Source organism: Sporofaciens sp. JLR.KK001, from assembly GCF_036941055.1.
In the GTDB taxonomy this organism is placed as follows: Bacteria; Bacillota; Clostridia; order Lachnospirales; family Lachnospiraceae; genus Sporofaciens.
Map to the genome: position 1 here is coordinate 158135 of NZ_JAYMNO010000001.1, position 18672 is coordinate 176806.

30 protein-coding genes and 1 tRNA gene are annotated in these 18672 nt (G+C 47.6%); 30 read left to right on the forward strand and 1 reads right to left on the reverse strand.

The window, feature by feature from the left end:
- Window positions 1-3 precede the first annotated feature (3 nt).
- Window positions 4-240, reverse strand: a complete 237-nt coding sequence (locus VSQ62_RS00865; RefSeq protein WP_334632673.1) for a DUF2508 family protein — start codon at window positions 238-240, stop codon at window positions 4-6.
- 285 nt (window positions 241-525) lie between these two features.
- Between VSQ62_RS00865 and VSQ62_RS00870 the strand changes: the two genes are divergently transcribed.
- The 30 genes from VSQ62_RS00870 to VSQ62_RS01015 all read left to right on the forward strand — a co-directional run bounded on the left by VSQ62_RS00870 (window position 526) and on the right by VSQ62_RS01015 (window position 18547).
- Window positions 526-735 (forward strand): pro-sigmaK processing inhibitor BofA family protein, encoded by a 210-nt coding sequence (locus VSQ62_RS00870; protein ID WP_334632674.1) that lies wholly within the window; start codon window positions 526-528, stop codon window positions 733-735.
- Between the two features lie 262 nt (window positions 736-997).
- Entirely contained in the window at window positions 998-1915 is a 918-nt protein-coding gene (locus tag VSQ62_RS00875; protein ID WP_334632675.1) for a P-loop NTPase family protein, read from the forward strand.
- A complete protein-coding gene (locus VSQ62_RS00880; RefSeq protein WP_334632676.1) occupies window positions 1912-3120 on the forward strand; it encodes a TadA family conjugal transfer-associated ATPase in 1209 nt (402 codons plus the stop codon). Before VSQ62_RS00875 ends, VSQ62_RS00880 begins: the two co-directional genes overlap by 4 nt.
- Window positions 3068-3862, forward strand: coding sequence for a type II secretion system F family protein (locus VSQ62_RS00885; protein ID WP_334632677.1), 795 nt, complete (start codon window positions 3068-3070; stop codon window positions 3860-3862). Before VSQ62_RS00880 ends, VSQ62_RS00885 begins: the two co-directional genes overlap by 53 nt.
- On the forward strand, window positions 3799-5070 hold the full coding sequence (locus VSQ62_RS00890; RefSeq protein WP_334632678.1) for a type II secretion system F family protein: 1272 nt from the start codon (window positions 3799-3801) through the stop codon (window positions 5068-5070). Before VSQ62_RS00885 ends, VSQ62_RS00890 begins: the two co-directional genes overlap by 64 nt.
- 14 nt (window positions 5071-5084) lie before the next feature.
- Window positions 5085-5261: a Flp1 family type IVb pilin gene (locus tag VSQ62_RS00895; protein ID WP_334632679.1), complete on the forward strand. Its 177-nt coding sequence runs from the start codon at window positions 5085-5087 to the stop codon at window positions 5259-5261.
- Entirely contained in the window at window positions 5261-6679 is a 1419-nt protein-coding gene (locus VSQ62_RS00900; protein ID WP_334632680.1) for a DUF5702 domain-containing protein, read from the forward strand. The genes VSQ62_RS00895 and VSQ62_RS00900 overlap by 1 nt, the downstream gene beginning before the upstream one ends.
- Window positions 6680-6818: 139 nt before the next feature.
- Window positions 6819-7637 (forward strand): TadE/TadG family type IV pilus assembly protein, encoded by an 819-nt coding sequence (locus tag VSQ62_RS00905; protein ID WP_334632682.1) that lies wholly within the window; start codon window positions 6819-6821, stop codon window positions 7635-7637.
- Window positions 7625-8047 carry a prepilin peptidase gene (locus VSQ62_RS00910; protein WP_334632683.1) on the forward strand — a complete coding sequence of 141 codons (423 nt, stop codon included), beginning with the start codon at window positions 7625-7627 and terminating at the stop codon, window positions 8045-8047. The genes VSQ62_RS00905 and VSQ62_RS00910 overlap by 13 nt, the downstream gene beginning before the upstream one ends.
- Window positions 8048-8069: 22 nt before the next feature.
- Window positions 8070-8477 carry a TadE family protein gene (locus VSQ62_RS00915; RefSeq protein ID WP_334632684.1) on the forward strand — a complete coding sequence of 136 codons (408 nt, stop codon included), beginning with the start codon at window positions 8070-8072 and terminating at the stop codon, window positions 8475-8477.
- Window positions 8478-8479: 2 nt separating this feature from the next.
- Entirely contained in the window at window positions 8480-9193 is a 714-nt protein-coding gene (locus VSQ62_RS00920; protein WP_334632685.1) for a DUF6382 domain-containing protein, read from the forward strand.
- A gap of 268 nt (window positions 9194-9461) precedes the next feature.
- Window positions 9462-9662, forward strand: coding sequence for a helix-turn-helix domain-containing protein (locus VSQ62_RS00925; RefSeq protein ID WP_303661622.1), 201 nt, complete (start codon window positions 9462-9464; stop codon window positions 9660-9662).
- A gap of 22 nt (window positions 9663-9684) precedes the next feature.
- Entirely contained in the window at window positions 9685-10608 is a 924-nt protein-coding gene (locus tag VSQ62_RS00930; protein ID WP_334632686.1) for a phosphoadenosine phosphosulfate reductase family protein, read from the forward strand.
- A 28-nt stretch (window positions 10609-10636) separates the two neighbouring features.
- Window positions 10637-11020 carry a hypothetical protein gene (locus VSQ62_RS00935; RefSeq protein ID WP_334632687.1) on the forward strand — a complete coding sequence of 128 codons (384 nt, stop codon included), beginning with the start codon at window positions 10637-10639 and terminating at the stop codon, window positions 11018-11020.
- A 24-nt stretch (window positions 11021-11044) separates the two neighbouring features.
- A tRNA-OTHER gene (locus tag VSQ62_RS00940) sits at window positions 11045-11119 on the forward strand.
- A gap of 138 nt (window positions 11120-11257) precedes the next feature.
- Window positions 11258-11437 carry a hypothetical protein gene (locus tag VSQ62_RS00945; protein ID WP_334632688.1) on the forward strand — a complete coding sequence of 60 codons (180 nt, stop codon included), beginning with the start codon at window positions 11258-11260 and terminating at the stop codon, window positions 11435-11437.
- Window positions 11434-12357, forward strand: a complete 924-nt coding sequence (locus VSQ62_RS00950; protein ID WP_303661624.1) for a radical SAM protein — start codon at window positions 11434-11436, stop codon at window positions 12355-12357. The genes VSQ62_RS00945 and VSQ62_RS00950 overlap by 4 nt, the downstream gene beginning before the upstream one ends.
- An 8-nt stretch (window positions 12358-12365) precedes the next feature.
- Window positions 12366-12641, forward strand: a complete 276-nt coding sequence (locus VSQ62_RS00955) for a hypothetical protein (RefSeq protein WP_103241020.1) — start codon at window positions 12366-12368, stop codon at window positions 12639-12641.
- A 25-nt stretch (window positions 12642-12666) separates the two neighbouring features.
- Window positions 12667-13311, forward strand: a complete 645-nt coding sequence (locus VSQ62_RS00960) for a hypothetical protein (RefSeq protein WP_103241019.1) — start codon at window positions 12667-12669, stop codon at window positions 13309-13311.
- Between the two features lie 15 nt (window positions 13312-13326).
- A complete protein-coding gene (locus tag VSQ62_RS00965; RefSeq protein WP_303661625.1) occupies window positions 13327-13644 on the forward strand; it encodes a hypothetical protein in 318 nt (105 codons plus the stop codon).
- 9 nt (window positions 13645-13653) lie between these two features.
- Window positions 13654-13944 carry a hypothetical protein gene (locus VSQ62_RS00970; RefSeq protein ID WP_334632689.1) on the forward strand — a complete coding sequence of 97 codons (291 nt, stop codon included), beginning with the start codon at window positions 13654-13656 and terminating at the stop codon, window positions 13942-13944.
- Window positions 13913-14668, forward strand: coding sequence for a single-stranded DNA-binding protein (locus tag VSQ62_RS00975; protein ID WP_303661626.1), 756 nt, complete (start codon window positions 13913-13915; stop codon window positions 14666-14668). The genes VSQ62_RS00970 and VSQ62_RS00975 overlap by 32 nt, the downstream gene beginning before the upstream one ends.
- The gene (locus VSQ62_RS00980; protein ID WP_334632690.1) at window positions 14643-14798 is read left to right on the forward strand and encodes a hypothetical protein; all 156 of its coding nucleotides are present in this window, start codon (window positions 14643-14645) and stop codon (window positions 14796-14798) included. Before VSQ62_RS00975 ends, VSQ62_RS00980 begins: the two co-directional genes overlap by 26 nt.
- 159 nt (window positions 14799-14957) lie before the next feature.
- Window positions 14958-15467, forward strand: a complete 510-nt coding sequence (locus tag VSQ62_RS00985; RefSeq protein ID WP_334632692.1) for a DUF7768 domain-containing protein — start codon at window positions 14958-14960, stop codon at window positions 15465-15467.
- Complete coding sequence (locus VSQ62_RS00990; protein WP_303661628.1) at window positions 15464-15670, forward strand: hypothetical protein; 207 nt, start codon at window positions 15464-15466, stop codon at window positions 15668-15670. Before VSQ62_RS00985 ends, VSQ62_RS00990 begins: the two co-directional genes overlap by 4 nt.
- A gap of 202 nt (window positions 15671-15872) precedes the next feature.
- Window positions 15873-16640, forward strand: a complete 768-nt coding sequence (locus VSQ62_RS00995; RefSeq protein WP_334632693.1) for a rolling circle replication-associated protein — start codon at window positions 15873-15875, stop codon at window positions 16638-16640.
- A gap of 1 nt (window position 16641) precedes the next feature.
- On the forward strand, window positions 16642-16806 hold the full coding sequence (locus VSQ62_RS01000; RefSeq protein WP_334632695.1) for a hypothetical protein: 165 nt from the start codon (window positions 16642-16644) through the stop codon (window positions 16804-16806).
- Window positions 16803-17447: a VRR-NUC domain-containing protein gene (locus VSQ62_RS01005; protein ID WP_303661631.1), complete on the forward strand. Its 645-nt coding sequence runs from the start codon at window positions 16803-16805 to the stop codon at window positions 17445-17447. The genes VSQ62_RS01000 and VSQ62_RS01005 overlap by 4 nt, the downstream gene beginning before the upstream one ends.
- Entirely contained in the window at window positions 17432-17725 is a 294-nt protein-coding gene (locus VSQ62_RS01010; RefSeq protein ID WP_303661632.1) for a hypothetical protein, read from the forward strand. The genes VSQ62_RS01005 and VSQ62_RS01010 overlap by 16 nt, the downstream gene beginning before the upstream one ends.
- 51 nt (window positions 17726-17776) lie before the next feature.
- Window positions 17777-18547, forward strand: a complete 771-nt coding sequence (locus VSQ62_RS01015; protein ID WP_303661633.1) for a ParA family protein — start codon at window positions 17777-17779, stop codon at window positions 18545-18547.
- Window positions 18548-18672 lie beyond the last annotated feature (125 nt).

The following is an 18672-nucleotide window of genomic DNA, read 5'->3' on the forward strand; positions in this document are numbered from 1 at the left end:
TCCTCAGATGATCTTGGCCTGCCGCAGCAGGAACCGGTAGCGCAGCAGGGCGGCGTTGCCCATGTAGATATAAGAGTCGATCAGGTCAGGATCAGAAGCATTCTGGAAATTATTATAGGCATCTTCAATCTGACGTCGTGCGGCGGCGATCTCTTCTAACAGAGTGTTAGCCGCCGGGTCGTAGGACAGTCGTTTGTAGATGTCTTCTTCTGCTACATTTCTTCGTTCAAATAATCTCATAATCCACCTCCGTACAGTTGAATCGTTTCCAGATATAGTCTAGTATACCCCAAGCTAATTACCAATATGTTCCGCGCAGGATAAATTTTCATTCTGCAAGGCGGAGGAATGAGGCGTAGCGGTGGCTACGTCGATTGACGACAACGCAGCAGATGGAAATTTAGACAAGTGAAACGTATGGTTAATTAGCTTGGGGTATACTAATATAGGCAGAATTTGTGAATAAAATACCCGGTACAAGGATATATATGGTATTAGGAAATATGATCAGAACCGGAGGGAAATATGTCAGAACAAAGATCGAATCTGCTGAGCAACTTTATTGTACGGGCAATTATCGGGTCCGCCATGATATTTTTCATCAATGAATTCCTGAGCGCACAGGGGATTACCGTGCAGGTAGGCTTGAATCCATGGACGGTTTTGACATCGGGAATCCTTGGAACTCCGGGGGTTGCGCTTCTCTATGGGATATCTTTCTATGGAATTTTGTAGGTGTTGCACAAAGTTTGGGTTTTTCTAAAAATGGGGTGGACAAATCAAGGGAGAGAGGTTTATAATCATCCTACAAGTTGCGGATCAAGTGACTTGTATCTGATAGTTTCAAGATAGTCGATAGATTCATACAATTCAAAAGATTATTATCAAAAAAATTTCAGTAAGTTCAGGTTAATCATGTTTTCAAAGTGTTCGATGCCGTATCGGCAGCAATTCACGGAGTAAAAGAAATGAGTAGTGTGTAAAGGAGGGATATTATGTGAGCAGCAGAAGTCTGGTAATCTGTGACCAGGAGGAAGGATATGCTGCGGCCTTTGCCATATTTCTGACGAAGAAAGAGGAACTGGCCTTTCAGGTGCAGGTGTGTGACAGTCTGGCTCAGGTGACAGAGGTTCTTGAAGAGCACCCGATTGATATTCTTCTGATCGGCGGGAATTATCCGGTCAGGGAACGGGGGAAACTGGAGGCGGGAAGTGTATTTGTTCTTGCGGAGACTGGGACTGTTAAGACGAACCCCAAGGAGGTGGCGGTCTATAAGTACCAGTCAGGCGAAGCGATCCTGGCTGAGATCATCTGCGGATGCAGCAAAGAAAATAAAACAGAAGATCTGTACCTCCGTTCCTTAAAAACCAGTCAGGTCAGGGTGATAGGTATCTTTTCGCCGGTTCACAGGAGCGGGAAGACAAGCTATGGACTTAAGCTGGGGCAGGAGATGGCGGCGTCGGCGAATGTGCTGTACCTCAATATGGAACTGTACGGAGGAATCGGCGGATATTTCCCGGAGGAAGGACATACCCTGGCGGATGCGCTGTATTATTCGAGACAGGAAAGCAAGAATCTGGGATTGATCCTTCCGACGCTTGTGAAGCATATGGGAACGTTGGACTATCTGCTTCCGGTGCGCGTGTCCGAGGATATTAAGGCGGTTCCGCTGGAGGAATGGACAAGTATGATCATTCAGATCACGGAACAGAGTATCTATGATGTGTTGATCTTGGATATAGACGAGGGGCTTAAGGATGTATACGGTCTGCTTCGTCTGTGTACAGAGGTCTGTGTTCCATCGGCCAGAGATCCGGCGGCGGAGGCGAAGCTTCTGCAGATGGAAGGAGAGATGCATTTGCTTGGGTTTGATGATGTAAGAAAGAAAATGAAGAAGAAGGAGCTGATCAAGTGATAGGTTCAGAGCAGCTCCATGCCAGGATACTGGAGAGAATGGATATGACAAGAGAGATTGAAGACGAGGAACTGACGCAGTTGATCTATCATGTTCTTAAGGAGGCGTCGGAGGAGGAATATCTGTCTCTTGATGAGAAGACCATACTGGGCCGGGAGCTGTTCAATGCATTCCGGAAGCTTGATCTTCTTCAAGAATTCCTGGAGGATGAGACGATCACAGAGATTATGATCAATGGAACGCAGAATATATTCTATGAAAGAAACGGCAGGATCCTGCAGTCGGGTAAGAGGTTCCTGTCCAAGGACAAGCTGGAAGATGTGGTCCAACAGATTGCAGCAGGGTCAAACCGTCTGGTAAACGAGGCTTCGCCGATCGTCGATGCCAGGCTTCAGGATGGCTCCAGAGTCAATGTGGTCTTGGATCCGATAGCATTGGACGGGCCGATCGTTACGATCCGTAAATTCTCCAAAGAGGCAATTACCATGGAACAGTTGATATCCTGGAATTCTGTCAGTGAGGAGGTGTTGGAATTTCTTGCCGGTCTGGTGGCGGCGGGCTATAACATTTTCATAAGCGGCGGGACAGGCTCGGGGAAGACCACCTTCTTAAATGCACTGTCGCAGTATATCCCAAAGACAGAGAGGATCATTACTATAGAAGACAATGCCGAGCTTAAGATTCAGGATGTACCGAATCTGGTAAGGCTGGAGGCAAGAAATGCGAATGTGGAAGGGACGGGGGCGGTTACGATCCGTGATCTGATCCGGTCGGCGCTTCGGATGCGGCCGGATCGGATCGTGGTAGGAGAAGTGCGCGGCGAGGAGGCGATAGACATGCTGCAAGCTCTGAACACGGGCCATGACGGTTCCTTAAGCACCGGTCATGCCAACAGTCCGCAGGATATGCTGAGCAGGCTGGAAACGATGGTCTTGATGGGAATGGAATTGCCGCTCCCGGCTATCCAGCGACAGATTGCCTCTGGTATTGATCTGATCGTTCATCTGGGAAGGTTGAGGGACAGGAGCAGGAAGGTGCTTGAGGTATCGGAGATATTGGGATATGAGGACGGCGAGATCCGGCTTAAGACACTGTATAAATTCGCGGAGACAGGGGAACAGGATGGGAAGATACAGGGAGAATGGAGAAAATATGGAGAGATCACGCACCGGGGGAAGCTCTGGGCGGCGGGGTGTGACGCGTGACAGGAAGAATTGCTGGCAGCAGGATGTGACGAAGAAAGAGTATCTGTGGTATGCGGCAAAAGCGGCAGGCTTGACGATGATTACGGCGTGGCTGTATTATCGGTCCTTACTGATGGCCATTCCGTTGGTTCCATTGTTGATCTGGCATCTGCGGATGATGGAAGCAGAGGGGATCAAGAAGAAGGAGACGGAATTTCAGATGCAGTTCAAGGAAGCGATTCAGGCGGTGTCCTCTGCGCTGAATACTGGCTATTCGGTAGAGAATGCATTCAAGGAAGCGCAGAAGGAGCTACGGCTGATCTATCCGGAAGGAGCAAGGATCTCTAAGGAGTTGTTGATCATAACACGGCAGCTTCAGATCCATGTGCCTTTGGAGCAGATTCTGGAGGAATTCGGGGAGCGCACCCAGACAGAGGATGTTCAGAACTTTGTGACAGTATTTGCGGCAGCCAAGAGAAGCGGCGGCAATATGATCGCGATTATACAGGATACAGTCAGGCAGATTGGAGATAAGATTGATGTGAAGCGGGAGATCGACACGATACTTGCATCTAAGCGGTATGAGTTCCGGGTAATGTCGGCGGTTCCTTATGCGATCATTGGGTATATGTCTCTAAGCTTCCCGGAATTCATGGACTGCTTATATGGGAATATCCTTGGAATAGGAGTGATGACGGTATGTTTGGCAATCTATATGGGCGCTTATTATCTTGGTGTAAGGATGATAAGGATCGAGGTGTGAAGGCGTTGGCGGTGGGAGTACTGCTGGCGGGCGGAATATTTCTTCTGGCGGCAGATTACCTGCGCTCGGTGAGGGAGACAGATGGGAGTATTCAGAGAAATACATATGGACAGGGAAACAGAACAGAAGAGCTGGAGGTGTCGATAGCGGGAGGAGAAGCAAGATTCCCGGCAGAGATCCAGGTAGCAGAACAGCAGTACAGTACAGAGGAGATCCAGGAATTATTTCAAAGAGTCATCCGGCATATGGAGAAGCTGATCCTGGGAGACAACAGAAGCCTTGACAGGGTTGAGAAGGATATGAATCTGCTGTCGGAGGTTCCGGGCGAGCCGGTTATGATCTCTTGGGAGCTTGACCGCTATGATGTGATGAATATCAGGGGCGAGATACAGGAAGATGCGCTGAAGGAAGAAGGAACGCTGGTTGCGTTAAGCGCCGTTCTTACCTACAGTGAGAATGAGGAAGAACAGGCATTGTACCAGTGTACTGCGAATATTTTCCCCAGGACATTGGGGGAAGAGGAGAAGCGCAGAGAACAGGCGGCAGGAGAGCTCCAGAAGAGAGAAGAAGAGAGCCGGGTACAGAGGGAGTTCCAGCTTCCTGACACGCTCTTAGGCAAGGAAGCCGCCTACTATCAGAGAATGGATCGCCGCGGACTGGTGCTGATAGTTATGGCTGTGTTGATTGGAATTCTGTTATATGCGTTAGAGATTCAGAACAAAGGAAAGGCGAGAGAAGAGAGAAAGCAGCAGATGCTCATGGATTATCCGGAGATCGTGAACAAGATGACGCTTTTCCTTGGAGCTGGGATGACTGCCAAACGTGCTTGGAAAAAAGTAGTGGAGGATTACGAACGGCGGAAGGCAATACGGGGCGAAAGGTATGCATATGAGGAGATGAAGCGTGCCTGTTATGAGATGGAGAGCGGTGTCACGGAACCAGAAAGTTATGAGAATTTTGGAAGGCGCTGTGATGTGCAGGTCTATGTAAGATTTGGAGCGATGCTGTCGCAGAACTTAAGAAAAGGGACGAAGGGGCTGACACAGATGCTTAAGCTGGAAGCGCTTCAGGCTTTTGAGGAGCGAAAAGCCAGGGCAAGAAGGCTTGGAGAGGAAGCGGGAACAAAGCTGCTGCTGCCCATGTTCCTGATGCTTGCGATCGTCCTGGTAATCGTGATCGTGCCGGCATTTCTGTCGGTGCAGATATAAAAGGAGGTTATGATATGTGGAGAATGAGGTATGTGTTGAAGAAGTTAAAAGAGGAAGACGGAGTTGGTGTGGTAGAGGTCATATTGATCCTGGTGGTGCTGATCGGATTGGTTATTATCTTCAAATCCCAGCTTACCAGTCTGGTGCAGAATATTTTCAGCAAGATCGTAAGCGAGAGCGCAGGTATCTGATGCGAGTATGCGGTAAATGCCAAGGCAGAATGTGCAGGGGAGAGGTGACGGCATTTCTGAGTCTGATCTTTATTCTGCTGGTCGCTTTTATAGGGGGAATCATGGAGAGCGCGTCTATCCAGTTGGCCAAGAATTATCGGAGAGCCGATACGGATCGGGCAATGGAGAGTGTTTTTGCGGAATATCAGAAGGAGCTTCTGGAGGAGTATGATATATTTGCATTGGACGGCAGCTATGAGACGGGGCAGTATGGGGAGCAGAATATTATAGACAGACTGACATATTACGGCGCCGGAAGCATGGAGCATGAACTGGAGCGAATCCAGTTCCTTACGGACCGGGGATGTCTTGGGTTCTGCAGCCAGATCTCGGCATACATGGAGCATAAGTACGGGCTGAATGTGATGAAGGATATGCTGGGAATGACATCTGTGTGGGGGCAGCAGGAAGAGAAGGCAGAGTCGTATGCCAGGGAAGACCAGGCGTGCCAGGATCGCCTGGACGAGCTTCTTAGTGAAAAGGGCGGGGAATTGCCTGACGAAGGAAACCCTATCGCGTATGCAGGACAGCTAAAGAAATCACCGATATTGTCACTGGTAGTGCCAAAGGATAGGACGGTATCAGAGAAACGGGTGGACTGTCAGGAATTGCTGTCGGCAAGAGAACGAAATACAGGATACGGGGAATTTGCGGATGTCGGGGAAGAGACCGGGAATCTGTCTTCTCTGATCCTGGGGGAATATCTTCTGGAGCATTTTACCAGATTTACAGACAATACTCCGGACGCATCCCCTGATGCGGACGGACGGCGTCCGGTTATGTATGAAGTGGAGTATATTCTGGCGGGAAAGGGCAGCGACCGGGAGAATCTGGAGTCGGTTGTAAAGAAACTGCTGCTTATGCGGTTTGTTCCAAACTATACTTATATCCAGACGGACAGCGAGATGAGAGCAGAGGCAGAGTCCATGGCGCTTACCCTGTGTACGCTGTTAGCAGTACCGGCTATTACGGAAGCCGCTGCGCAGGGGATTCTCCTGGCTTGGGCTTACGGAGAGTCTGTGATGGATCTTAGGTCGCTGCTGAAGGGAAATAAGGTTCCGCTGATCAAAACAAAAGAGAGCTGGCAGCTACAATTGCCGAAGCTTTTCACTCTTGGAACAGAGGAAGACCGTAGTGAAGGCCGGGATGCGGAAAATGGGCTGGATTACTCGGAATATCTTCGGATTCTGTTGTTTCTGACGAAGAAGGACACGGCCGCGCTGCGGGCGCTCGATATCATAGAACAGAATCTTAGAAAAGTACATGGACAGACGTATTTTAGGGCGGATCTGTGTGTCAGCCGGTTAGAGATGAAGTCGGTCTGCAGCTTAAGAAGAGGAATCCGTTATGATTTTAAGACGTATTATGGTTACCGATAATAAACCAACAGGGACAGATACAGATATCCTTCCGGATATCTTAGAAATCCGAAAGAAATACCAGGTTATTTCTTGAAGATTCCTTAACATGATCCAAATATAGGACAAAAAATATAAAGAAAGGAGAAGGATTCGTTCGATGAATAAGAAACAGCTCCCCTCAAAATCTATCTATTCATACATTACCGGGAGGATATCTGCATCTGTCTCTGAAGGAAGAACAAGAAAAGGCAGCATAACGGTGGAGGCGGCATTGGCTGTACCCATATTCTTTCTTGCTGTGGTGAGTCTTCTGTATTTGATGGAGATGACAGCCATCCGTACGGCAGTGCGCTCAGGGCTTCAGTACGCGGGGAAAGAAGCAGCGGAGGAGGCATACATGCTCACGGCTGTATTGCCGGCGCGGCTGGAAGATGATGTGGTGCATGCAGCAGGCGCCGAGAGGCTGGACCGGAGTATCGTGGAAGGAGGAAGCGGCGGGATACGGTGCGGAGGTTCCAGGATGTCTTCCCGGACCGGTATCGGAGAACTGGAAGTAACGTATCAGATCCGTCTGCCGATTCCGATGTTTGGAGTGCCGCCGGTCACATGCCGGGAAAAAATGCGGATAAAGGCGTGGGTCGGGTATGAGAAACCAGGATTCGAAAAGGATGATGAGAAGACGGTATATGTGACGGAGACGGGTCTTGTCTATCATAAGGATTACCACTGTACATATTTGGAATTATCGATCCATATGGTTCAGCCAGAAGAGGTCGAGGGGCTTCGCAATACTGGAGGGGGAAAATATTATCCCTGTGAGCGCTGCATGGGGCACGGGAAGAGAGGCGTATATATTACGGATTCTGGAGACAGGTATCACAGCTCTCTGTCTTGCAGCGGATTAAAGCGGACGGTTTATGCAGTTCCAATGTCAGAAGTGGTTGGGAAGGGGGCGTGTTCCAGATGTGGACGGTAAGCAGAATGGTCTGCATGGGTCTGCTGGCGGGCTTGTCTCTGGCAGACATTTATAAGAGAAGAATACCGTTAAAATGTTTGATTATAGGAAGCTTGTTGGCGGTTGGATATCAGATTTTTATCGGAAGAGGGGATATCATATTGATTCTGGGCGGTATAGGAGTTGGTATGTCGTTCCTCCTGATCAGCAGAATTACCAGGGAGAGCCTGGGATATGGGGACAGCCTGGCAATCCTGATCCTGGGGATCTATCTTGGGCTGTGGGAACTGCTTATGGTGCTTGCGGGAGCTTTTTTCCTGCTTGCAGTGTTCTCCGTTGCCGGATTAACAGCGAGGAAAATGTCCAGAAAGCTGAGTATTCCCTTTTTCCCGTTTCTGTCGGCGGGGTATTTGATGAGTGTGTTGCGGTAAGGAGTGGAAGAGGGTGGAGAGGATGAAGAGATATGAACTGCAGGGGAGTATCACGGTAGAGATGTCGTTTCTTGTACCCATGATATTATTCCTGATTATGAGCTGTATACTGGCAGTCTTCTATTATCACGATAAGAACATATTGTCTGGTGCGGCATATGAGACGGCCGTTGTCGGAAGTGTGAAGGCTCGGGAGAAAGATGGTGTGAAGGAAGGCGAACTGGAAAGTCTGTTCCATCAACGCACAGGGAATAAGTGCATATTATTTGCCAGACCCCGTGCAGCAGTCAGAATCAGCAAAGATGAGATCGAAGTGACGGCGGATGCGTCACGGCGGTATATGAGGGTGTCTGTTATGAAGAGAGCGTCGGTCACAGAGCCGGAGAAAACCATCAGGGACCTGAGAAGATTGAAGGGAAAGAAGGAGTAAGATTGGAGCGTAAGATCACTATTGAGGAGAAAGTATTCTACAGAGAAGATTATCAGATGCGGATGCTGAAGGCGAATAATCTGGAAGGACTGCTTAAGACTGGAGGCAGAGGAATGAATGAAAGCAGTTATTATGATTATGATGTCAGCGGAAAAATATCAATGAAAGCAATGTATGAGAGAAGTAAAATAAGCTCACAAGACATAAAAATGTTTCTCAGGGATATGAGAATGGTGGTGAGGGAAGTAGAAACTTATCTGTTAAATATTCACTGCATCCTGCTCAACCCGGAATATATCTTCTATGAGAATGACAGGTATTTCTTCTGCTACTATCCGCCGGCGCAGCAAGACTTGTGGGAGGCGTTTCATGGGCTTACTGAGTATTTTGTCAAGCAGGCGGATTATCAGGACCAGGAAGGTATTGAGATGATATTCCTGCTCCATAAAAGGACGATGGAGGAAAACTATAGTCTGGAAAAGCTTACGGCAGAATGTCTGCAGAAGCCGGCAGAGGCAGATGAAGCGGCAGATGAGGAAGAACTGGAAGCAGGGAGCGGATATGATCTGAACCAAGAACAGGAATGGGAAGGGTCTGTTATGCGGGAGACAGGGAACTTTTGGACTTGGACTCCGGTGAAGCATCTTCTTGGCAAACGCAGAAAACCGAAATGGGGAGACTGGGATGGATTGCATATTGAAGAAGAAGAATTATAGGCCGTTTGTTTTGATTTTGTTTCGAGTCGCAACTATTTATGGACAGAATTTGTTAAAGAAGATACAATTTTATAGGAATCAGATTGTGGATATCTAAGAAGAATGGTAAAATATAGATAAGTTTTAAAATTAAATGCGACAAGAGGTATTAAAGCCTCTGCCGCATTTATTTTTTTACGGTAGATAATAGTAAAAGCATAGTGCGGTAGAGCTTAAAAACTCTATCGCACTATTTTTTTATCCAAAAATCGGAAAGGAGCGCGGGGAAATGAAAAGGAAGTACAAAAGGCTAAGCTATGAGGACAGGAAGAAAATAGAGGCTATGTGTAAGGCTGGAAACAATGCAGAGGCTATAGCTGATGCAGTGGGCGTACACAGAGGCACTTTATACCGGGAGCTGCAAAGAGGCGGGGCAGAGAACGGAAAGCGGCAGCAGTACAGCGCAGAACTGGCACAGCGGGCTATTTAACCAAAGAAAGGAAAGAAATGCAGTGGAAAGAAGAGCAAAGGACGCAATAGAGTTATTGCATTTATTATGCGGAAATTCTGGGTGCGTTATATCCGATAGCGGCGGCAAGGATAGCAGTGTATTAAAGCATATTGCTATGTTGGCAAAGGAAAGATACAATATGCCCTTTTCGGTTCAGCATAATCATACAACAGTAGACGCGCCGGAAACGGTTTATTTTATCAGACGTGAAAAGGAAAAATGTAGAGCGGCAGGGATTGAATATAACATCATTTATCCGAGACGTACAATGTGGCAGTTGATTGTAGATCATGCCACACCGCCGACACGTTTAATGCGGTATTGTTGCACTGATTTAAAAGAATATTCAGGACACGGGGAAAAGCTGGTAACAGGGGTAAGAAAAGCGGAAAGCAAAAGCAGAGAAAACAATCAAGGCACAGTTGTATTTGCAAAAGCAAGTAAAGAATTAAAAAGAAAAGCGGACGAAAGCGAGGATTTACGCGCTAATGATAAAGGCGGCGTAATAATTTTAAATTTAGACAATGCGGAAACGCGGCAGCTTGTAGAAAGCTGTTACCGTACAACGAAAACTTTAATAAATCCGCTGATTGACTGGGAAGATGAATATTTGTGGTGGTATATCCGGCATGAAAAAATAGAATTAAATCCGCTATATGAAGAGGGATTTTGCCGTGTTGGCTGTATAGGTTGTCCTATGGCAGCAAAGAAACGCTGGAAAGAGTTTGAGAGATACCCAAAATATAAAGAGGCGTATATAAGAGCGTTTGACAAAATGATTATAGAGAGGAAACGCAAGGGACTAAAGGTAATGGACGCATGGAAAACAGGAAAAAAAGTTTTTAAATGGTGGATGGAGGACGATAGCTGCGACGGACAAATGAGAATGGACGAGTGGGGGAACATTTTCGAGGAATATACATAAATCTGATTGACGAAAGAGAGGTATAGAAGTGAAAAAAATTGACTTTAGGAAATTGCAGGCAGGGGAACTGGTAGAAGTGCCACGCACTCAATTTGCGCCGCAGCGGTACGGCTGGAACGGCTGGCTATTCAGCGAGGCAGTAGTTATAAGAAAAGCCAGAAGTAAAAAGAATAATAAGCCTATGGTAGTAGTGGAAATGCGGACACCAAAAAGCAGCAATGATTACGGAACGATAGAAAAGGCTTTCTATGCAGAGCATGTGTTTCAAACAAATGCAGTAGCAATAGCAAAGAAGTTTTTGGCAGAGGATAGCGTAACAACTAAAGAGGAATTTTTTAAATTCATAGAAAGGGACGACGTGACAGGCTGCGACTGGATAAAGTTTCTGATAGATAAGGGCTTTCTGTTTTGACATAGGCGGCACTGCCGCCATTAAGCGCCCTTAATTCAGTGGGAGAATACCGCAGCCGGGCATATAGCGGGGGCGCTGGTTCGATTCCAGCAGGGCGTTTTTGTAGCAGGCATGGCGAGCCTGCGGCAGATGCAGCAGGCGAATAGCTGCTATCTGTATACCGTAGAAAAATAGCAGCGGTCATACCAGCTAGAGAGTATGTAGACGGTCAACAGGTTTTTAAGCAGCTTTTTTAAGGTGAAAAAGCGCCCATACGGTAAATATACGCCAGAACAGGAGAGCGGCAGCAGTGAAGAGACAGAGAGCGCCGCCCGGAGGGAGAGTTTAAGGGATTTGGCAAGGCAAGGAATATATCACGGCAGCGGCAGCAGGCATACCGACAGCTGCCGCTATAGAAAAGAGGACGGCAGGAAATGAGGGTAGAGCTGATAGACGTAGACGGTCACAGGTTCCCTAATTTGCCACTTATGAAAATATCGGCATATCACAAAAGCCGGGGCGATAGCGTAGGCTGGCATAACCCGCTGACGGCATGGCTAAACCAGCCAGACAGGGTATATATGAGCAAAGTATTTACGTTTACGCCAGATTATCAGCACCCAGTAAATGCAAAAGAGATCATAAAAGGCGGTACAGGGTATAGTTACCCGGACGGCGGCGCGGAGCTGCCGGAAGAGATAGAGCATATTTACCCGGACTATTCTATTTACTTTGAGAAGATACCAGAGGTAAGAGAAACGGCTTACGGTTTTCTTACTAGAGGCTGTCCCAGAGGGTGCGACTTTTGCATAGTAGAACAGAAAGAGGGGCGGGCAGCAAGGAAAGTAGCCGATCTTTCGGAGTTCTGGCGCGGACAGAAAAACATAGTGCTTTTAGATGCTAATCTATTTGCCTGCAAAGAATGGAAAGGATTAAGCAATCAGCTGATAAACAGCGGTGCATGGGTGGACTTTTCGCAGGGCTGCGATATTCGTATTATGACGCAGGAAAAAGCGGAGTACATAAAGCGCATGAAGATAAAACGCATACATTTTGCGTGGGACAGGTACGAGGACAAAGAGGCGATCATACCGAAATTTAAAGAATTTAGGGAAATCACGGGCTGGGAAAGAAAAAAGCTGGGCGTATACGTTCTATGTAATTTCAATACCACTTTTGAGCAGGATTTAGAGCGGGTATATACTCTGCGTGATCTGGGGTATGCACCGTATGTAATGCTTTATGATAAGCAGAATATACTAGCCGGGCATAGGCTTAAGCGCTTACAGCGTTGGGTAAATAACAGAATTATCTTTAACAGCTGCAAAGATTTTGCAGACTATGATTGCAGGAAGTAGGGCAGGGCATGAGGTATGCAGTGATTATTTACACAGATACAACCAGCAAGGCGGCTGTATCTGATTATATGGAACGGTTACACCGGGACAGGCAGAGGGAGCGCAGGCGACAGCAGCGCCGCCAGTATTTCCTTAAGCAGCGCTTAACGGGCATATTCCTTTTATTGTTTACCATTCTGGCGGTTATGCTGACAGGCGGCGACGCAACAATAGCGATCATTACAGTACCGCTGGGGCTGTATCTGGTATTCACTAAGGAAATGGTTATAGATAGCAGTTTTTAGCGGGAAACGAAAGAGAGGTAGAGAAGTGGGAAGAAAGCAGACAGAGGCAGCAGTAGACGAGTACGGATTTAAAAGAAACTATGTAGATGAATGGGGCGACGGTAGCAGGGAAAGACGGGACGAGCGCACACTTATTACGTCGGGCAACTGGGTAATGGTTATTAAGAGCCTGCCAGTAGCGGAGTATGCAGCGCCGCAGCTTTACGGGATTTACTGGGCTGTACCCTTTGTGCGTGAGGGAAAAGCTGCCACTAAAGATAAGCTGGGAAATTGGAGCGGTACGGAGATAAAAACACTGGTAGGAGTGGACGAGTACGGCAGGCAGTGTGCAAAAATCTATACGCCGCATGAAGTAAAGATTTTCCCAGACGAGTACAGCATATTAACGCCAGAGCGCTTAGAAGAGTATAAGCAGGCGGGCTGGTATTTGCAGGAAATAAACGCGAAAGCAGAGCAGCCTTTAAACATGGAGATCATTAACGACGGCAGGGCGCTTGTGGAAGAGGAAAGGGAAATAATTTGGGCGCTGATGTTAGAGGGGCTGACAGAGCAGCAGGCGTGCGAAGAGTATTTTTTAACACACCATACAGATTACCAGAATACAGAAATTTGCTATCTGCCTACGCAAGAAATTTTAGCAGAGGCAATAGCAATATTTGGAGAGAGATAGAAAGCGAGGCAGGAAATGAGCGAGGTATACATACGCAGCCAGGACAAAGAGGGGCTTTATACGATCAAAGAATCATGTGGGATAAGGTATAAAGAATTTACAAACGCGGGCATGAAAGAAAACAGAATAATGCTGAATATGGATGCAACATCAATGTACACGCTGGGGATATACGAAAGCAAAGAGCGCTGTATAGAGATCATAGACGAGATACAGAGCGTATGCGGGCAGTATTTATATGCGCCGGGCAACACAGGCTTACTGATAGGCAGCGAGGCTACGCCGCCTATGGCAGCAGCGATACCGCGATTATATCAGATGCCGGAAAAGTGAGGGCAGGGCATGGACGGAAACGACGGGGAACGCAGCGCACTTATAAATAAATTTTACCAGATATACAGACCGATACAGAAAAGCCACGGCTTAAGGTATCATATGCACTTTGACATATACGGCAATAACTTTATTGAAATCTGGGAGTATGCAGGAGAGGTAAGAAAGCGCTGTATCTGCAAAGTAAAGGAAGAGGACGAAATAGCGTGCTATAAGCGGGCAATAGAAATGTTGATAAGTTATAGCGGGAAAGGAGATCACGCAAAGTATGAGCAAAAAGCGGAACAAAGGGCAGGATAAAAAGCCGGACTTTCTGGCAGACCTTAACGCAGACATTCTGGACGATCTGACGGAAAAGGGCAGGATAAGAAACGCGGCAGGGCTGGCAGGGGAGCTTACGGAGCTGGAAGAGGTAACGGACATATGCGGGCTGCGGTTCAATGGTTATCTGGCAAAGATCGAGACGAAAAGACCAAGCGGCATTATTGACGAGGTAGCAGTAGCCTTTACAGAGGCAGCAGTAGACCGGGGAAAGACCGGGGACGGGCTGCGGCTTGAAAATTATTTCCTGCTGGGTAGCAGGCTTTTAATATCCGGGCGGCAGCAGGCGCTTAAAGATTTTAAGAGCGGTAAAGTGCTGGTATTCGTTTTGGCAGAATACATAGGCTTAAGTCCTAAAGCAATGTTGCAAAATGACATAGCGCTTGTGGGCGAGCTGAAATATAAGCCGACATACCGAGAAACGCCGAGAGGGAAACGCATTTCTGACATTTTCGTAGAGGTAAAAAACGTGCTTACAGGGACAAGCTGCTATATTCCCTGTATTTGCTGGCAGGAGAACGCGGACGAGGTAGCAGGCTGGCTGCCGGGCGACAAAGTAAAGCTGCTGGGAAGATGCCAGAGCCGGGAATATATGAAAGACGCAGAGACAGGCAGGGAAGTAAAGACAGTTTATGAGATTTCAGTAAGTTTCATTAAAAGGACAGGAGAGGCAGGAAATGAGATCAAAGACAATCATAAATAGCAAAGGGGAGCCGCAGGCAACACGAATAGAAATACCGATAAAGGGCGCAGGCGGCGCACTGGGTATGCAGGCGGTTACAAAATTAACCGCGCTTATCAGCGGGCTTAAGAATAAAAAAAACAGAGTATGACATATTCCAGCAGTTTTACACGATTCAAGGCTACGCTATGTGCTGTCGTGACAGTGGATTTCTGGAACATGAAAGCACAAACGACATACTGAAAATGGCAGAGGTTCTGGCAGACAATGAAATTATCAGAGTACGGGCAGAGGGGAAAGGCGGGCAGGAATGAGGACAGTATACATATGCAGCCCGTACAGGGCAAAGGACGGCGCAGAGCTTGACAGGCACATAGAGTATGCGCAGGCGCTTACAAAGCAGGCAATAGAGGCGGGCTTAGCGCCGATCACGCCGCATTTATACATGACGCAATGCTTAAATGAGGACAAGCCGCAGGAACGGGCGGCAGGAATGGCAGCAGGCTTAGCGCTGCTGAAAAAATGCGATTTTGTGATCGTGGGCGTAAAGTACGGGATAAGCGAGGGCATGAGCCGGGAAATACAGACGGCAGACGTACTGGGGATTGAGGTAGTAAATGCAGATAAGCTGCGTTATTACATGGAGTGCAAGGAACGGCAGAGACAGGCGGCTATAAAGCAGTATGCGGACTTACACGCCTGCGATTTCTGCAAGGGCAGGCATTTCCATACATGTACATTATTTTGCTGCAAAGAGCCTTACAGACAGGCTTATGAGTATGCAGAAACACATTTTAGCAAAGGAGAGATCAGACAATGAGGAAATTAAGGAGAGCAGTATTAAGGAATGAGGCAAACAGATTGAGCCGCCACGGGAGAAACGGGAAAAGTATTGCTATTTTCCGTAGCCTCTGGGACGACTACAAGGAGCTGAAACAGCACAAGGAACTTGCGCAGAAAGAAAAGGGACTGCTGGCGCAGATCGGGAGCCTTAAGAGAGCGCGGAAAGCGGCAGCCCTGTAGATTCGCATTAAATGAGAATAATTTAATAGCCCCTACGGTACGGGAATACCATAGGGGCTAAGCTATACAGCTTTTTACAACCTATATCCAGTATATCACTGTATGGCGAAATGTCAAGTAATACGCGGGCGCAAGCCCGTTTTACCACTTGATAAAACAATTAGCTTTCCGACCAGATAGACCTAAAAGGAGTAAAAAATATATGCCATACGTTGAGAGGATAACAAGGGCGGGTAAGACCATAGAGGTAGAGAGATATTTTACAAGCAGATATAAAAAGCAGGGGATAAAGAGGGGGGATAAGGTAAAGCCCACCACAGAGCAACAGCAAAAGATCAATACAAGGCAGGCAGAAAGAAAGCTGCGTATTCTGATAAATGCAAACTATGGCTATGGCGACTATCATTTAGTGCTGGACTACATACGCAGAAAGGGAGAGCCGCCACGGACAAAAGAGCAGATGCGGCAGGACATAGATATATTTTTAAGGGAGTGCCGTAAGGAGTATAAAAAGGCTGGGATAGAGTTTAAATATATTCATGTTATGGAGATCGGGGACAAGGGAGCCAGGCACCACCATTTAGTTATTAACCAGATAGATACAAAGATATTGCAGCAGTGCTGGTACAAGGCATATGAGGGGCATAACCGGGTAAAAGTATTTCCTCTGGACGACAGCGGCAACTATGCTGATCTGGCGGCTTATCTGATTAAGTACACGGACAAGCACAGGAAAGAAGAGGACGGGGCGCTACAGGGTAAGCGCTGGAATAGCAGCAAGAACCTTGTAAGACCAGTGCCGGAAATACGGATAATTTCAGATCGGCAATGGTTCAAGGCAGAGCCGAGGGCGATAAAGGGATATTACGTTGACAAGGACAGCATAAGCAAGGGAGTACATAGCCCGGAATATTACGGCTACGGGTATTTCAGATATACATTAGTCAAATTAGAGGGAGAGGGGGGATAAGATGCAGTATGTACGGATTGTGGTAATAGGCGTGGGCGTGGTGTTTCTGGTTCTTATGGGCGCTGTAATGTGCCTGGCAGCAGTGGCTATAGATCATGCCAGCGAGGATATGAGGAACTGGGAATACTGGAACGGCATAGACGACAGAAAGGGGCGCAGGGAATGAGGCAGAGGTTAAAGCACTGGTTATTCCAGCGGGGCAAGAACTGTAAGCACTGCTGCCTATGGTGTGAGTATTACGATCTTTGCAGCGGGGAGATAGGACAGGAGCGGCAGACATATAAAGCGAGGATGCCAGACGGCAGGGAAATAGTCATAAAAACAGTACCAGAGAGAGAACGGCAGATACAGCGCCGCATTATGGAAAAATATATGTGGAAAGTGAGGCGGGAATATATGAGAAACTTTAGGCTGAACGACGAAAGCGGACACCAAGAGGCGCTATTTAGCTGGGCAGGGTATCAGCTGGGACGTATGCCGGAATTGGAATATATGTACCATGTACCAAACGGCGGCAAGCGTGATGCAGCGACAGCAACGGCGCTAAAGAGGCAGGGAGTAAAGGCGGGTGTGCCGGATATTCATTTACCAGTAGCACGGGGAGAGTACCACGGGTTATACATAGAGCTTAAGGCTGGAAGAAATGTACCAACTGAAAAACAGCTGCGCTGGCTAATCTTCCTGCGGCAGCAGGGATATTTTACAGCGGTATGTTATGGCTGGCAAGCGGCAGCAGAACTGATAGAAAAGTATCTGCTGCGCATTAAGGATTTAGGAGAGGCGGGGCAGATATGGGGCAAGGAATAGGCTGTAAGATTTATGAGAACTGCGGCAGGGATTGTACGCACTGCGCAGCGGAAGAGGCAAAGAAGAAAGCCCGGAAAATGGAACCGAGGAAAACAACCATTTTCGAGGGAGAGCAGGCAGAAAAGCTGGCGGCTAAAGGCTTAAAAAACTATGAAACCTATAAATGCCCTGTATGTAGCTGGATTGTGGCAGATCGGAGCTTTATAACGGGTATAAAAATATCTAATTTCTGCGAGAACTGCGGGCAGGCATTGGAAACAGAGATCACAAAAGAATAGAGCATATGAAGCAGCTGCGCCCAGAGGCGGCGCAAGAAAGAGAGGCAGAGAATGAAAGTTATAAGTTTGTTGAATTTAAAAGGCGGGGTAGCAAAGACCTTTACAGCGGTAAATATGGCATATGAGCTGTACCGCAGGGGTTACAAGGTACTGCTGCTGGATAACGACAAGCAGGGGAATTTAAGCAAGGCATACGGCAGATATGATGCGGAGAGCGTAGCGCCGATCACAAAACTGCTTTCCGGGGAATGGCAGGCGGCAGCAGAGCTGATACAGCGGACAAATTACGAGGGGATAGACATTGTTTCTGCAAATATGTCACTTATGGGCGCTACGTGGCAGCTGACGACGGAAGAGACAGGAAACCAGATTGAACGGTATAAGCGGCTGGCGCAGCTGGACGCAGTGGGCGCTTATTACGATTACTGCATTATTGATAACCCGCCAGACATAGGGCTTAACGTGGTAAATGCGCTGACGGTCACGGACGAGGTTATAGTACCCGTAAAAATAGACGAGTGGGCGTTAGAGGGCTTAGACATTCTGGCAGATCAGATAGAGGACGCAAGACAGTTTAACCCGGCGCTGCGTCTGCTGGGCGTTCTGGTTACGGCGTATCAGAACACGGACGGAGAGGCAGCCGGGCGGGAGTGGTTAGAGGCAGAAAAAGAAAGCTATTCTTTACTGGGCGTTATCAGATATTCCGGGAAAGTGGCAGAGAGTACGTTTTTATTCAAGCCGATTTATGAGTACAGCCCGTGCTGCGGAGCTGCGCAGGATTATAAGAAATTCGTAACCAGATACACAGGGAAAGCGAGGTAAGGCATGACGGTATACGAGGCGGTTATTAGTATATTTCTATTTCTGCATAGATTGAAAAGAAATATACAGAATTTATCAGAGCGCGAGTTTGAGAAAATGCTTTACAGCAATGATTTGACCTATAA